The 15,331-nt window shown below is 63.4% G+C and carries 13 protein-coding genes; 4 read left to right on the top strand and 9 right to left on the bottom strand.

The genetic code is table 11. The features are described 5' to 3' along the window. Positions 1 to 23 precede the first annotated feature (23 nt). Together F474_RS01355 and F474_RS01350 are read left to right on the top strand one after the other, a co-directional pair. Complete coding sequence (locus F474_RS01355; RefSeq protein WP_097086691.1) at positions 24 to 1,331, top strand: MFS transporter; 1,308 nt, start codon at positions 24 to 26, stop codon at positions 1,329 to 1,331. Then, on the top strand, positions 1,331 to 2,593 hold the full coding sequence (locus tag F474_RS01350) for an amidohydrolase family protein (protein WP_097086690.1): 1,263 nt from the start codon (positions 1,331 to 1,333) through the stop codon (positions 2,591 to 2,593). The genes F474_RS01355 and F474_RS01350 overlap by 1 nt, the downstream gene beginning before the upstream one ends. Positions 2,594 to 2,620: 27 nt before the next feature. Here the strand turns inward: F474_RS01350 and F474_RS01345 are convergent, their stop codons facing one another. The 6 genes from F474_RS01345 to F474_RS01320 all read right to left on the bottom strand — a co-directional run bounded on the left by F474_RS01345 (position 2,621) and on the right by F474_RS01320 (position 9,994). After that, positions 2,621 to 3,445: an IclR family transcriptional regulator gene (locus F474_RS01345; RefSeq protein ID WP_097086688.1), complete on the bottom strand. Its 825-nt coding sequence runs from the start codon at positions 3,443 to 3,445 to the stop codon at positions 2,621 to 2,623. An 88-nt stretch (positions 3,446 to 3,533) separates the two neighbouring features. Beyond that, complete coding sequence (locus tag F474_RS01340) at positions 3,534 to 4,451, bottom strand: dihydrodipicolinate synthase family protein (protein WP_097086685.1); 918 nt, start codon at positions 4,449 to 4,451, stop codon at positions 3,534 to 3,536. Positions 4,452 to 4,473: 22 nt separating this feature from the next. Further along, positions 4,474 to 6,264 carry an ABC transporter permease subunit gene (locus F474_RS01335; RefSeq protein WP_218191666.1) on the bottom strand — a complete coding sequence of 597 codons (1,791 nt, stop codon included), beginning with the start codon at positions 6,262 to 6,264 and terminating at the stop codon, positions 4,474 to 4,476. Positions 6,265 to 6,268: 4 nt separating this feature from the next. After that, positions 6,269 to 7,369, bottom strand: a complete 1,101-nt coding sequence (locus F474_RS01330) for an ABC transporter ATP-binding protein (protein ID WP_097086683.1) — start codon at positions 7,367 to 7,369, stop codon at positions 6,269 to 6,271. Between the two features lie 56 nt (positions 7,370 to 7,425). Next, a complete protein-coding gene (locus tag F474_RS01325) occupies positions 7,426 to 8,508 on the bottom strand; it encodes an extracellular solute-binding protein (protein WP_097086681.1) in 1,083 nt (360 codons plus the stop codon). Between the two features lie 58 nt (positions 8,509 to 8,566). Further along, positions 8,567 to 9,994 (bottom strand): FAD-binding oxidoreductase, encoded by a 1,428-nt coding sequence (locus tag F474_RS01320; RefSeq protein ID WP_097086679.1) that lies wholly within the window; start codon positions 9,992 to 9,994, stop codon positions 8,567 to 8,569. Between the two features lie 287 nt (positions 9,995 to 10,281). Here F474_RS01320 and F474_RS01315 point away from each other — a divergent pair, with 287 nt between their 5' ends. Then, on the top strand, positions 10,282 to 11,085 hold the full coding sequence (locus F474_RS01315) for an OBAP family protein (RefSeq protein ID WP_371916164.1): 804 nt from the start codon (positions 10,282 to 10,284) through the stop codon (positions 11,083 to 11,085). A gap of 1 nt (position 11,086) precedes the next feature. Here the strand turns inward: F474_RS01315 and F474_RS01310 are convergent, their stop codons facing one another. Together F474_RS01310 and F474_RS01305 are read right to left on the bottom strand one after the other, a co-directional pair. Further along, a complete protein-coding gene (locus tag F474_RS01310; RefSeq protein WP_097086677.1) occupies positions 11,087 to 12,436 on the bottom strand; it encodes an MFS transporter in 1,350 nt (449 codons plus the stop codon). 47 nt (positions 12,437 to 12,483) lie between these two features. Then, a complete protein-coding gene (locus F474_RS01305; RefSeq protein WP_097086676.1) occupies positions 12,484 to 13,983 on the bottom strand; it encodes a sulfatase-like hydrolase/transferase in 1,500 nt (499 codons plus the stop codon). A gap of 108 nt (positions 13,984 to 14,091) precedes the next feature. Here F474_RS01305 and F474_RS01300 point away from each other — a divergent pair, with 108 nt between their 5' ends. Continuing rightward, positions 14,092 to 15,021, top strand: coding sequence for a LysR substrate-binding domain-containing protein (locus F474_RS01300; RefSeq protein ID WP_097086673.1), 930 nt, complete (start codon positions 14,092 to 14,094; stop codon positions 15,019 to 15,021). 59 nt (positions 15,022 to 15,080) lie between these two features. On the opposite strand, the gene F474_RS22595 is transcribed toward F474_RS01300, so the two are convergent. After that, complete coding sequence (locus F474_RS22595) at positions 15,081 to 15,227, bottom strand: hypothetical protein (RefSeq protein WP_165830248.1); 147 nt, start codon at positions 15,225 to 15,227, stop codon at positions 15,081 to 15,083. Positions 15,228 to 15,331 lie beyond the last annotated feature (104 nt).

Raw genomic sequence — 15,331 nt, 5'->3', positions numbered from 1 at the left:
CTGCATAAGTGGGAGTTCAAGCTGTGAGTGCCACCTCCGTTTCCTCGCGCGTCAGCGCCCATCAGCACGCTCGCCGTGCAGTGATCGCAACCGTCATCGGCAATGGCCTGGAATGGTTCGACTTCACTGTCTATAGCTTCTTTTCGGTCATCATTTCCAAGGTGTTCTTTCCCACCGGCGATGAGTTGACCTCTTACTTGCTGGCCCTGGCCACCTTTGGCGTCGGCTTCGTGATGCGCCCGGTGGGCGGCATCGTTCTGGGGATCTACTCCGATAAGCGCGGCCGGAAGGCGGCGCTGTCAGCCACCATTCTGCTGATGGCGCTGGGCACGCTGATCATCGCCATCACCCCAGGCTACGCCCAGATCGGCCTGGCGGCACCCGCGCTGATCCTGTTCGCACGCCTGTTGCAGGGGTTTTCGGCCGGCGGCGAAATGGGCAGTGCCACGGCCTTTCTCACCGAGCATGCGCCGCCCGGGCAAAAAGGCTTCTATTCCAGCTGGATTCAATCAAGCATCGGCCTGGCGGTAATGATCGGCGCCGGCCTGGGTGCCCTGCTCTCAGCCTGGCTCAGCCCTGAGGCGCTGCAAAGCTGGGGCTGGCGCGTGCCGTTCGTCATCGGCTGCCTGATCGGCCCGGTGGGCTTCTACATCCGCCACCGGATGGATGAAACGCCGGCCTATCGAGGCGAGCCGGCGCCCGATTCGCCGCTGCGTGAGGTGGCCCGAGATTATCCCCGGCAAACGCTGATCAGCTTTTCGCTGATCGTGCTGTGGACCGTGTGTACCTACGCCATTCTGTTCTACATCCCCTCCTACGCCACGCGGGTACTCAAGCTGCCGAGCGACGTGGGCTTCAGCGCCGGGCTGCTGGGCGGGCTGGTGCTGGTCATCGCCACGCCCGTGGTGGGCAGGCTCTCGGATCGATATGGGCGCAGGCCCTGGCTGCTGGGGTCGGCGTTGGCGATCTTCCTGTGCGCGTATCCCATGTTCTGGCTGATCAACGTATTGCCAGGGCTGGGGAGCTTGCTGGTGTTCGAGCTGGTCCTGGGGCTGTGCATCAGCGGCTACATTGGCTCGATCCTGGCGGTGTTCAGCGAACTGCTGCCTGCACGGGTACTGTCCACCGGCCTGTCGGTGGCCTACAACCTCGCCGTGACGCTGTTCGGCGGCTTTGCCACCTTCACCATCACCTGGTTGATCGCCACAACCGGCAGCAACCTGGCACCGGCTTTCTACATCATGATCGCAGCGGCCATCAGCACCGCGGGCGCGCTGCTTTATCGGGACACTGCTGGCCCGTTTCACGCCGTACTCAAAGAGGCTCACTGATGAACGACACCGCCATGGCAATCACTGTTCTGCGCAACGGCAAGGTCCTGGACCTGGACAAGGGCCAATTGCGGCCGGGGCTGGAGGTCGTCATTCAAGGGGAGCGGATCCTGGCCGTCCGCCCGGCAGGCCAGCCGCCCGAGCCGGGGGCGCAGGTGCTCGACCTGAAGGGCCGTACGGTGATGCCCGGCCTGATCGACTGCCATGTCCACGTGCTGGCCTCCAACGCCAACCTGGGCCTCAACGCCCTGCAGCCCAACGCCATCGTGATGTACCGCGCCATCCCGATCCTTGAGGCCATGCTCAAGCGCGGCTTTACCACGGTTCGGGATGCAGGGGGCGCGGATTGGGCCCTGGCCCGCTCGATTGCCCTGGGCCTGATCGCCGGGCCGCGGATATTCGCCTCGGGCAAGGCGCTGTCGCAAACCGGGGGCCACGGCGACTTCCGTGCGCGCGGCACCCTGCTCGCTACCGAGCCGTGCACCTGCTGCTTCAGGGCAGGCGCCATCGCCCGGGTGGTGGATGGGGTCGATAACGTGCGCCTGGCGGTTCGCGAAGAGATTCAGCAAGGCGCTCACCAGATCAAGATCATGGCTTCCGGCGGCGTCGCCTCGCCCACCGACCCTATCGCCAACACTCAATACAGCGAGGCAGAGATCCGCGCCATCGTCGACGAAGCGCAGGCCGCCAATACCTACGTCATGGCCCACGCCTACACGCCGCGGGCCATTCGCCGGGCCGTTGAGTGCGGGGTGCGCACCATCGAGCACGGCAACCTGGCCGATGCCGACACCGCGCGGCTGATGCGCGAGCATGGCGCCATCGCAGTGCCGACCCAGGTGACTTACGAGATGCTGGCCGAGCATGGTGAGAAGTTTGGCCTGCCGGCTGAGTCGTTGGCCAAGATCGCCGATGTGCGCGAAGCCGGGCGCCAGGCCCTGTTGCACTTTGCCGAGGCCGGCGTACCGATGGGTTATGGCTCGGACCTGCTCGGAGAGATGCACCAGTACCAGACGTGGGAGCTGAAGATCCGCGCTGAGGTGCTGGGCAACCTGGAAGCGATCCGCAGCGCCACTTCGGTGGCTGCGCATATCCTGGAGCGCGATGGCGAACTGGGGTGCATTGCTGCGGGCGCCTTGGCCGATGTGCTGGTGGTCGATGGCGACCCGCTCAGCGCCATCGACTGCCTGCTGGGCCAAGGGGAGCGGCTGGACCTGATCCTGCAAGCAGGCAAGGTCATCAAAAACGTGCTGCCGGGTTGACCGGAAAGCACCGCGTGACGGCGCCGCTCAGAACTTGCGCGTGGATATCGCCGTCGCCGCCATGACCACGTGGGGCACCAGCTCCTGCTCGGCCCGCTCCCGGGTCCAGCGGGTTTCCGGCACCGAAATGTTCACCGCCGCCACCGGCAGGCCGTGCTCGTTGAGAATCGGGCAGGCCACTGCGATGTCACCCAGTACTGTCTCTCCCGCCACGCAGGCATAGCCTGCTTCGGCTGCCCGCTGCAGCCGCTCGCGCAGCCGCTGCGGGTCGGTGCAGGTTCGCGGGGTAATGGCCCGCATCTCGGTACCCTGAATCACCCGCTCGCGCATTGCCTCGGGCAAACGCGCCAGCATCGCAGTACCGGAGGCGGTGAACAGCGCCGGGATACGGCTGCCCACCATGAAATCCAGGTTCATCACCCGCCGCCCAGGGTAGCGGGCGATGTACACCACCTCGGTGCCGTCGAGCTCCTGCAGGTTCACGGTTTCCCCAAGGGTGTCGCTCAGGCCGATCAGATAAGGCGCGGCCTTCTGCAGCACTTCGTGCACGCTGAGGTAATCGTAGGAAAACTGCAGGAAGCGCCCGGTCAGGGAGTAATCGCGGCTGTTGTGCACGCGGCGCAGGTAACCCAACACTTCCAGGGTATAGACCACCCGCTGCGCGGCGCTTCTGCCAAGCCCTGAGCGCTTGGCGATTTCCGACAGCGGCATCTGCCGGCCGCTGCCATCGAAGGCATGCAGCACCTGAAAAATCTTTTCAGCGGCGCCGATGAACAAGGGCGAGTCCTTGGGGCCGGCCTCGGCCTGGCTACCGCCGGCCGGCGGCGTACCCACTGGCGAAATGTCAGCCATCGACAGTACCCCTGAAACGATAAACGCGCATTGTGGCACCGGCCCCCGGGCTTTTCTACCGCTGGTTGAGGGCCGGCGTAGGAGTTGCTCAGGCGGCCGAAGGCGCTTGCCGCTCGGTGCCTGCTAGCAGGGTGCGGTATTCCTCGAGCAGCGCCTGTTTGAGTTCCGAACCCGGCTCGCGCAGCGGCGCAAGCATTTTCGGGGCGTTCACACCGATCAACTCCATCACCGATTTCATCGGGCCCGGGTTGGTTTCGGAGAACGCCAGGTTCATCATCGGGATCAACCTACGGTGCAATGCCACCGCCTCCTTGACCTCGCCCGCCACGGCATGTTGGTAGATGCGCTGCCAAGTGTTGGGCAGCAGGTTCGCGGTCACCAGGATTCCACCCTTGGCCCCAGCGGCCATGTGCAGCGGGAACAGTGTGTCTTCACCGCTGAGCACTGAAAACGAATCCGCGACGCCCGCCACCACCCTGAGAAAGTGGTACATGTCGGTGTTGCAAGCCTTCATGCCGATGATGTTTTCGTGGCCGGAGAGTTCGATGAGTACCTGCGGATCGATGGCGATCCGCGTGCGGTAGGGAATCTCGTAGATCAGGATCGGCAACGGCGACTCGTCGGCGTACCTGAGGTAGTAGTCGCGAATGCCTTGCTGAGTGGGGTTGGTGTAGTAAGGGTTGATCACCAGCAGACCGTCGGCGCCGGCTGCGGCGAAATCCTTGCCAGCGGCCAGGGCGTCGTAATAGCCGGTATCCAGCACACCCGGGATCACCGGCATCTGGCCCTCTGCATGGGCCGCGCACAGCTCGACGTAGCGGTTGCGCACCGGTCGCGACAGCGCGCCATATTCCCCCGTGCCGCCCAGTGGGATCACCCCATCCACGCCCTGCCCCTTCAGCCAGGTGAACAGGGCCGCGGTGGCATCGAGGTCGATGGTGTCATCGGCGTGCACATGGGTGGTGATGGCCGGGAGAACCCCTTTGAGGTCCTGTGCTTTCAACATGTTCTTTACTCCAGGAAAAGGCTCAGGCCGCAGCGCGTTGCCGCAGCTTGTCAGCGATGAAAATCAGTACAGAAATAAACAGCAGCAGGCAGGTGGATACCGCCGCGATCACCGGCGAAACCTGCAAAGTGACTTCGTCCCAGAATTGCTTGGGCAAGGTGGCGTTCAGGCCTCCGGAGGAAAACAGCGCAATGGTCAGTTCATCGAAGGAGGTGGCGAAGGCGAACAGGAACGCCGAAAACATGCCCGCGCCCAGCAATGGCAGGGTTACGTGGCGCAGTGTTCTCACCGGGCTTGCCCCCAGGCTCTGCGCAGCGGCATCCAGGCGCACATCGTAATTGCGCAGCACCGCCACCATGGTCATCACCACGTAGGGCACGCACACCACCGAATGGCCGATGATCAGGCCCAGCGAGGTACCGACCAGCTTGAGGTCCGAGAACATGTAGAACAGGCCCAGGGCGATGATGATGCGCGGCGCGATGATCGGTGAGAGCAAAAACACCATCAGTGCCGTCTTGCCCCGAATGTTCGCCCGGGCCAGCAAAAATGCCGCCGGAACGCCGATGGCCATCGACAGCACACCCGCGCCCAGGGCAACGGTGAGCGAGCGCACCAGTGCCTGCGACCACACCGGTGAGCCGAGCATGGCCTGGTACCACTGCAGCGTCATGCCGGACGGCGGCCATTGCAGGCCTGCCGAACTGAACGAAATCGGCACCATCAGCAGCGCCGGCAAGGTGATCATAATCAGTACCGTCCAGACGAACCCTTTCAGCGCCCAGCCCTCACCTTGGGCGCTGGCAGAAACCTTGCGCTTGGTGCCCGGCAGCACGCACAACCGGTCACTCACCGCACCGGCCAATGCCAGCAGCCGGCCACCGAAGCGCCGCCCATGGCCACCCCGCCGAGCTTGGCCGGCGGCGCTTTCGCCGGTCAGCGAGGCAAAGCCGAACACGCGGTCATAGGCGACGAACACCACCAGTACAAAGGCCAGCAGCACCACCGAGATAGCGCCGGCAAGCCGCCAATTCAGCGTCTGCTGTACCTGATCGATGATCAGCTGCGTGATCATGGTTTCGTGGCGCCCACCCAACAGCGCCGGCACGATGAAAAAGCCGATGGAGGTGATGAACACCATGATCGTAGCCGCCGCCACCCCTGGTACCGAGAGCGGAAAATAGACTGTCCAGAAGGCCGTTCCGGGTTTGGCGCCCAGGGTGGAAGCTGCCTTGGTCAAGCCACGATCGATGTTTTCCATGACCGCCAGCATGGTCATCACCGCCAGCGGCAGCATGGCGTGCACCATCCCGGCCACGGTGGCGCCCAGGCCATAAAGCAGGTTCAACGGCGTGTCGATCACACCCAGCCCCATCAGGCTCTGGTTGATCACCCCGTTACGCCCCAGAATCACCACCCAGGCAAAGGCGCGCACCAGAAAGCTGGTCCAGAACGACAGCAGCACCAGAAACACCAGCCGCTGTTTGAACGGCGCTGGCGTGCTGGATATCAGGTAGGCGACCGGGTAGCCGAGCACCACCGACAGCACGGTGGTGTAGACAGAGATTTTGAATGTGATTCCCAGTACCGTCAGGTACAGGTTGCTGGAGAAAATCTGCTGGTAGGCCGCCAGGGTAAAGCCGTCGGCGTTGAAGAAGCTCAGCGAGAACAGCCGGCCAACCGGGTAGACCAGAAACACCAGCAACAATGTCAGCAAGGGCAGCAGCATCAACAGCTGCTTGCCCCAGACGGGCATCGGCCGGCGAGCCGGCCGCACGGTGGCCTTCGACGCTTGGGTGCCGAGAGTGCTCATGGGTTCAGCCTCCGGCCTGTTCGATGATCGCGACGGCATCACATGCCTCCCAGGCCAGCCACGCCGGGTCACCGATGGCATAGCTTTCGCCTTCGGCACGGGTGGCGAAGGCTGCAGCGAGCACAGGCAACTGGCTGTCGGCGGCTTGCAGGTACACCTTGGTCAGGCTGCCGGTCACCATCACATCGGTGACCCGCGCCGCCAGGGCCTGGCCGTCGGCTGGGGCTGCGCGCAAAAGCCGCACGTTTTGCGGGCGTACCATGATGTGCAGCGGCTGGCCCACGGTGAGCCGTGGGTCTGCGGCGACGTTCAGGTTCACCTGGGCGCTGCCGACTCGCACCTGGGCGTGCTCACTGCCTGCGGCTGCCACGGTGGCGGGCAACAGGTTCGATTCACCGAGAAAATCCGCCGCGAACAGCGTGCGCGGGCGGAAATACAGCTCATCGGGCGTGCCCAACTGCTCGATCTGGCCGGCGTTCATCAGGCAGATGCGATCGGACATCGTCATCGCCTCTTCCTGATCGTGGGTCACGTAGATGATCGTGGTGCCCAGCTCGCGGTGGATACGCTTGATCTCCAACTGCATGTGCTCGCGTAGCTTCTTGTCCAGCGCCCCCAGCGGCTCGTCCATCAGGATGATCGCTGGCCGGTAAACCATGCAGCGGGCCAGTGCTACCCGCTGCTGCTGGCCACCGGACAACTCTTTGGGGTAGCGCTGGGCGATGTGCGGCAGCTTGATCATGTTCAGCGCCGCCATCGCCTGCTCTTGCGCTTGAGCGTCAGGCACATGGCGCATCTTCAGCGGGAAGGCGATGTTTTCCAGCACCGTCATGTGGGGAAACAGCGCGTAGTTCTGGAACACAACACCGATGTCACGCGAGTGCGGGGCGCTGAAGGTGACGACGTTGTCGCCGATCATCACCTCGCCCTCATCGGGATGTGCAAGCCCTGCGACCAGGGTCAGCAAGGTGGTCTTGCCCGAACCCGAAGGCCCCAGCAGCGTGAGGAATTCGCCCTCGGCGACTTCCAGGTCGGTGTTGGCGAGGGCGACGAAATCGCCGTAGCGTTTGGCCAGGTTCCTGACCGTCAAGCTCGAAGAAGGCATGGGCAGCCCCTTTGCACACAGTGAAGAGGTGGCCCCCGTTCCAAGGGCCGCGACGGTCAGGACAGCAGCCAGGCGTTGTAGCGGTCCAGGGCTTCGCTCTGGTGCTTGGTCCAGTAAGCGGCGTCGATGGGCAGCCCTGAGGCGATGTGCTCCGGATAGGTGGGGCACTGCTTGGCCACTTCCGGGTCGATGTACTTGAAGGCGTCCGGCTGGGTAACGCCGGCGGGGAAATACTTGACCAGCTGGGCCTGCCGCTGCGGGTCGAGGGTGAATTTGATGAATTCCCGGCAAAGGTCGGCATTGGGCGTGCCGGCCAGTATCGACCAGTTGTCCAGGCCCCAGATGTTCTGTTCCCAGACGATCCCCACCGGTGCCCCGGCGCTTTGGGCGGCCTGGGCGCGTGATACCCAGGTGGGCACCATGTCCACCTCGCCGGAAATCAGCAGCTGCTCGACCTGTGCGCCACTGGTCCAGAATACCGAGATGTCTTTCTTGAGCTGGTCGAGTTTCTTGAAAGCGCGGTCCAGGTCGCAGGGATACACCTGGCCGGTAGGCACGCCGTCGGCCATCAGCGCTTGCTCGATGGTGTCGAACGGGTGCCGGCGGATGGCGCGGCGGCCGGGAAAGTTCGCGACGTCGAAATAATCCTTCCACGAGGCCGGGGCTGCACGCCCCTTGAAGGCATCGGTGCGATAGGCCAGCACGGTGCTGTACACGTTGGTGCCGATACCGTATTCGTGCACGTATTGCTTGGGTAGCGCAGCGACGGCCGGGTCACCGGCAAGGTTCAGTGGCTCCAGGTAGCGCTTTGGGCCAGCGGTCAGCAGTTCAATGGCCGGGCGGCTGATTTTCGCCATGTCCCAGGTGTAGCTACCAGCGTCGACCATGCTGAGGATCTGCGCCGTAGGCTCGGCGTTGGCCTGCACGCCGATCACTTCGATACCAGTAGCTTCCTGGAACGGCTTGTAGAACACCTCACCGTACGCTTTGGTGTAAATGCCGCCGTCGTCTCGCACCACGATGCGCTTGCCCTGTGCCCGGGCGGTGTTCCACATGCCGGCGGTCGACAGCGCGGCCGCGCCGATGGCGCTGGCCTTGATGAAGTGCCTGCGGGAAAAACTGCTGCTGATATTACCCATGTTCCTGGACCTCTCTGCTCGAGCGCACGGCGTGTGCCGGATTGCCCGGTGGTGATGGTTAGTTGTGCTCAGGCGGTAAAAGGCGGCCGGGGTTGAACAGCCCCGCAGGGTCCAGCGCTTTTTTCACGGCGCGCATCAAGGCGAGCGAGGCACTGGATTTGTATTGGCTCATCTCACCCAACGAGGTTTGCCCAACCCCGTGTTCGGCGCTGAAGGTGCCTTGCAGGGAGAAGGCGATGTCGTTCACTGCACGGCGCAGGCCCACGGCGATGGCAGCCTGGTCCGGCAATGCCTGCCACGCCGCGTGGGTAAAAAAGGGAATGAAATGGATGTTGCCGTCGCCCATGTGCCCTACGGCAACGATCTGGGCAGTCGGCGCGAGCGCTGCGATCGCTTCGGTGGAGCGCTCTACGAATTCGGTGATTGCCGAGGCCGGCACGGCGCAGTCAGTGGTCAGGCCTACCCCGGCTTTTTTGTTCGCTTCCGACACGCTGTGGCGAATCTCCCAGAGGGCCTGACGCTGGGCGTCGTTGGCCGCCAGCGCGGCATCATCGACCAGCCCCTGCTCACAGGCCTTTTCGAGCAGGGCTGTCAGCGCATCATCGAGCGCTGCGCCGCCCTGCATGTCCGACACCTCGATCAGTACGTGCCAGGGGAAGGCGCTGGAGAGCGGCGAACGGCGATCAGGCACGTGCTCGACCACCAGGTCCAGTTGCAGCTGGTTCATCAGCTCGAATGCAGACAAGGTCGGGCCAAAGGCCTGCCGCGCTTGTACCAGCAACTCGGTGGCCTGCCCTACCGTCTGCACGCCTACCCAAGCCACTGCCGAGGCAGTAGGCAGCGGATGCAACTTGAGCACGGCACGGGTGATGATCCCGAGCGTGCCTTCGGAGCCGATGAACAGGTGCTTGAGGTCGTAGCCGGTATTGTCTTTGCGCAAGCCGCGCAGCTCCGACCACAGGCTGCCATCGGCCAGCACTACCTCAAGGCCCAGCACGTTTTCCCGTGTGTTGCCATAACGCAGCACCGAGATACCGCCGGCGTTGGTGGCGATGGTGCCGCCCACCTGGCAGGAGCCCTCGGCACCGAGGCTTACCGGGTAAAGCCGGCCTGCCTCGCGGGCCGCTTCCTGGACGGCGGCCAGCACGCAGCCGGCATCCACTTCGATGGAATTGTTCACCGTGTCAATGCGGTGAAGCGTGCGCATGCGTTCCAGGTTGATGATCACAGGTGCAGGCCCTTGCCCGGCCGGCACCGAACCACCGACCAGCCCGGTATTGCCGCCCTGCGCCAGCACTGGCACTTGCTGTGCCGCACATAGGCGCACGACTTCGCAGACCTGCTCGGTGGTCGCTGGCCGGGCGATGCAAAGCGCATCGCCGCGATAACGCCCGCGCCAGTCTTCGAGCATCGGCGCCATGGCGTCGTGGTCGGTGATCAAACCCTTGGGGCCCAGCACGGCTTGCAACGCTGCGATAAGACTCATGCGCTCTCCGATTAATCGCATTGCAATTAATGTAATTGGAATTATCGTATGGGCAGCTTGCACGGCTTGGCAAGCGATTCGACTAGCGGTGTCGCTCACGGGTATGCAGGGCCAGCGCTCTACCAAGCTGTAAACCAGTGGTGGCGGCATTGGCAGCCAGCCGGTGTACAGACGCGAGAGCGACAGGCTTGGCCGTCGCTCGGCGTCGTGGGGCTGCCGGCGGTCGATCCGCCCAATCGAATGGGTTCAGGTGCGTGTCATCTGCCTTTGCCCTTGGAGAATCACCCATGCCGATGCCCCCGCTTCACAAAGCCTGCGCCCCGTTGTTTTGCAGTTTGCTGGGCGCCTGCGCCAGCGGCCCCACTGAGTCCCCCGTGCGTGCACCCGGCGCGCCCGAGGCGCTGTCTACCCGGGTATTGGAAGCCGGTGCCGCGACGTTGCAGGCCAAGCCGCCCATCGACGCCCTCAATGCCTACCTGGATGGGTTTCATTTCTACAACGGCCACCCGCACCTGCAGATGGAAGCCCACCATTACTGCTCGATTCTCAATGAAGATGTGATTCAGTGCGTGATCTACGACGGCAACCAGCGCAGCGCCAAGCTCATGGGCGTTGAGTACATCATCGACGAAACCCTTTTTGCGCAATTACCCGCCGCAGAAAAGCCCATGTGGCACAGCCATGGCTATGAGGTGTCGTCCGGCCAATTGATCGCGCCCGGGATACCCGCCCCTGCCGAGCATGCGCTGATGCAGCGGCTGGCCCACACCTATGGCAAAACCTGGCACACCTGGCATACCGACCAGAACAAGGCGCTGCCTTTGGGCGTCCCTCAACTGATGATGGGGTTCATCGCCGATGGCCAGGCGGACCCGGCCATGGTCGCGCAGCGCAACCTGCGGTTTGGGCAGGATGCTGAAAAAAACCGTGCGGCGCGGGCCGATATCGCCATCCCGCCGGCCGACCCCGCAGCCGACGGCTGGGCCCATGGCCAGGTCATCCAGATCCAGGACCCAACCGGGGCACCTTCGCACCACCCGGTAGCCCCGGCCCTTTCACCCGCGACCAACAGCCGGTCCACCGGCCAGTAGCTCATTGCTCGCCGGGTTGAGCAGCCGGCTGTTGGGCGGGCCGGTGGCCCCGGATGAGCCTGGCCATGGCAAGCAGCGTCACCATGCTGACCACCAGCATCGCGACATCGAGCAGTAGCGCCAGGGAGAAACTGCCTGTCATGTCCTTGATGTAACCCATCGAGGAAGGCCCAAAGAACCCACCGAGGTTGCCGATGGAGTTGATCACGGCGATCCCCCCTGCCGCTGCTGCCCCCACCATGAAGCGCGGCGGCAGCGTCCAGAATACCGGCAACACGGCGAACAACCCTATCGAGGCGATGGTAAGGCCTGCGATATTCGCCACCGGTGTTCCGATCAGCGCGGTGATCAACAGCCCGGCCACTGCCAGGGCCAGGGGCGCCAATGCATGAAAGACCCGCTCCTGGCGCCGGTCGGAGCGTTTGCCCCAGACCAGCAACGCTGCCACCGCCCCGATGTAGGGTATCGCGGCGATGAAGCCGGTGGCCGTGAATGAAAAACCCGAGCCACGGATCATTTGCGGCAGCCAGAAATTCACGGTGGCGTTGGTCATTGAAATGCCAAAAAAAATCAGCGCCAGGCACAACACATGGGGATGCAGGAAGAACCCTTTCGCTGAAACGCTGGCGCCCCCCTCCCGGCGGGTAGCGTCTTCATCCAGCGCCGCACGCGCAGCGGCTTTCTCCTCGGTGCTCAGCCATTTCACGCTGTCGATTCGATCCGGCAGCTTGAACAGCACTACCAGCCCCAGCACCAGTGCCGGGATCGCTTCGATGATGAACAACCACTGCCAGTCGGCCAGCCCGTGGTGTGGGCCCATCGACAGCAGCAGCCCGGAGACCGGCCCGCCGACGATGGTTGCCAGCGGGTTGGAAAGCAGCAGGATGCCGATGATCTGCGCGCGCCTGCGATCCGGAAACCACTGTGTCAGGTAAAAGATGATGCCCGGATAGAACCCTGCCTCGGCTGCGCCCAGCAAAAAGCGCAGCACCAAAAATGAGGTGCCGTCCCAGACGAAGGCTGTGGCTGCGGACAAAAGGCCCCACGAGATCATGATCCGGGCGATCCAGCGGCGCGCCCCGACTCGGTGGAGCATGAGGTTGCTGGGTACTTCGAACAGAAAATAGGCGATGAAGAAAATGCCGCTGCCCACGCCGAAGGCGGTGGCGGAAAGGCCGATGCTTTCGCGCATGGTCAGCGCAGCGAAGCCAACGTTGACGCGGTCTAGAAAGGCCGAGAAATAGCACAGCACCAACAACGGCAACAGGCGCAGCGCCACTTTGCCGAAGGCCTTGTCAGCCAGCGCGGTGGCGGGCTTGCCGTCGGCGGAGCTCGAAAACTTCTGGGACATTTTATTTACCTTTTTTGTAGTGTTGTCCACGCACCGCAAGGTGCCCATCAACCGAAACCGACCACCTGGCCCGGGTTACTCGTTATCGCCAACGGTGGGTAATGCAGCCCTCGCTGCCCAGACAGGCCACGGTTGACGCCCGGTTCGTGAGGCGCCGCAGCGCACCCCACCAGGCGCTCACCCTCCACCCATTGCAGGTCGGAGCCATACAACTGGGCCGCCAGGTGGTTTTTCAGTGATTCGAGCCGCTCTTGCTCGGCAGGCGCCTGGCTCAGGTCCTGGGCCTCGCGCGGGTCCTGGGCGAGGTTGAAGAGCTGAAAATGGTTGCCGGCGGGGTACCAGATCAGCTTGTAGGTACCGTCGGTGATCATGCGGGAGGCCATCGGCCCTTCCAGCGCTTCACCGTAGAGGTAGGGCCTGCTGCGTTCACCCACCATGCTCAGGCCTTCACAGCTGTCCGGGATGTCGACCCCGCACAATCCGAGCAGGGTCGGCATGATGTCCTGCAGCCCCACCAGCCGGTGGTCAACCCGCCCGGGAGGCGTGAGCGGGTCGCCGGCTCTGCCTACCAACAGCATGGGCACCTGGGCGCTGCCCTGATAGAAGTAGCGCTTGGCAAACAAGCCGTGGTCGCCCAGCAGGTCGCCGTGATCGCCGGTAAACAGAATGATCGTGTCATTCAAGATCCCCTCTTCGCGCAATGTACCGATCAATATTCGCAGCTGATGATCGATGTGGGTGCACTGCGCATAGAAGGCGCGGCGCATATCGGCGTATTGCTCGGGGGGTAGCGTGGGCCATAGCCCCTTGGCAACGTTCAGCGCGTGGGGCAGCGCCTGGGAGTCGGCTGACCAGGCGCTGTGCACCGGCCCATCCATCTCACGGTGGCGATAGCGATCCAGGTAGCTTTGCAATGGCGTAATCGGCGGGTGCGGGTGCGTATAGGAAACGTGCCAGAGACCTGGGCGCGTGGGGTCGCGGCGCTTGATGCTGGTGGCGGCCGCGCGGGTGGTCCAATGGGTAACGTGCAGCCGCTCCTCCAGATGCCAGGGGCGCCAACTGTATTCGTTGTTGCTCATGCCGTGGAGAAACTGCTCGCCAGGGTGGCCGTTCTCGGCCAGGAACAGTTCGTAGTCATCGACGCCGCCCAGATTGCTGCGCCCCTCCTCGGCGATCCAGGCTTCCTCGAAGCCGATCCGGTCCCGGGTTGGGTACACGTGCAACTTGCCGATGGCTTGGGTCTGATAACCGGCCTGGGTGAACACCGCCCCCAGAGTGGGCAAAGGCGGCATCGGCAGTGCTGGTTGGAAGATACGGTCACCATGAACACGCGGCGAGGTACCGGTCATCATGCTGCGCCGTGCCGGAATGCAGATCGGGCACTCGGCAAAGGCATTGGGGAAGTGCACTCCCATGCGGGCCAGGGCATCGATGGTCGGTGTTTCGATCACACGGTTGCCGGCGTGGCCGAACAGGTGGCCAGGCCACTGATCGACACTGATGAACAGCACGTGGGGTCGCTGGTTGGCTGAAGGCGTTGGAATCATCGGTTTGCCCCTTGCAGTGGATAGCGGGCGCACCTACCGCCCTTTACTGATAGGGTGGCTACTCGATACCACTATAAAAATTAAATTTACTAATAAGTGAGCGTGTTCATGGGGTTCGACCTGCGCTACCTGCACAGCTTCATCGTGTTGGCTGAAGAGCTGCAATTCAGCCGAGCGGCCAAGCGCCTGTGCATTACCCAATCAGCCTTGAGCCAGCAGATTGCCAGGCTGGAGGGGCAGATTGACGTCAGGCTGTTCGACCGCACTCGCCGCACGGTGGCGCTCTCCGAAGGCGGGCAGGTGCTGCTCGCCCATGCACGCAGCATCGTTGCCAGCGTAGAGAACGCCGTGGCGCATGCACGCCTGGCCCAAGAAGGTAAAGTCGGCCGGCTGACCGTGGCCTACGTGGATGCGGCGCCTTTCAATGTGCTTTCACCCATCGTGGTTGCTTATCGCAAGCGCTATCCGGATGTGCAGCTGTCACTGGTGGAAATGAGCTCGGGCGAGCAACTGGAAGCGCTCGAAACCGGGCGCGTCGACGTGGGCTTGATGAGGCCAGTTCGCCAGCCTGAGTGGCTCAGGACTCGCCTGGTGGGCAGTGAAGCCTATGTAGTTGCAATGGCCGCCGGGCACCCACTGGCCGGCTGCGAGTCGATCGACCTGCCCCAGTTGGCGCTCGAACCCTTCATCGCCACTTCCGCCCCGAAGGCCCGCTATATTCGCAGCCGCTTCGACCCTGTCTTCGCCAAGCATGGCATTGAACCCCGTGTGGTTCAGGAGGTGAACCAACTGGCGTCGATGCTCAGCTTGGTGGGCGCGGGGCTGGGCATCACCTTGTTACCTGCCTCTGTGGTTCGCCATAACACACACGAGGTCGCCTTCCGCCCTTTGACGGGCACAATGCCCAAGGCAGAAATGGCACTGGCCTGGCATTGCGAGCGGGAAAATGCACTCATCCGACGGTTCGTGGAAGTGGCCTGGCGCGCTGGCCGAACGGCCATGAGGGAAGCTGGCGCAGCGGCATGCGCGCAGGCGTAGGGCACGCCGGCGCACCGAGGTACTGGAGGTCACTGCGCGCTCATGAGCACGGCGCGAACTTACTGATCACCCTCTTCCTCTTCCTCTTCCAGCTCTTGGTTGACCTCCTCGTCGCGCTCGGGCTCGGTCTTGGCCTTGTCCGGGTCATTGATGAAGGGAATACGGTTTGGCCCCTGCTCTTCCAGGCCTTCGGTCCGAGGGTTCATAGATACTCTCCGCTGTGCTCAGGTATTGACTCAGAGCGCTATGGCCGCCGAATTGTTCAGCCGCCCACGTGGCGCGCGTGCTCAAAAAATGAAACCAACATCGT

The sequence above is a fragment of the Pseudomonas sp. URIL14HWK12:I12 genome, assembly GCF_003097135.1.
GTDB lineage: Bacteria > Pseudomonadota > Gammaproteobacteria > Pseudomonadales > Pseudomonadaceae > Aquipseudomonas.
This window is presented reverse-complemented; position numbering and strand designations above follow the sequence as displayed.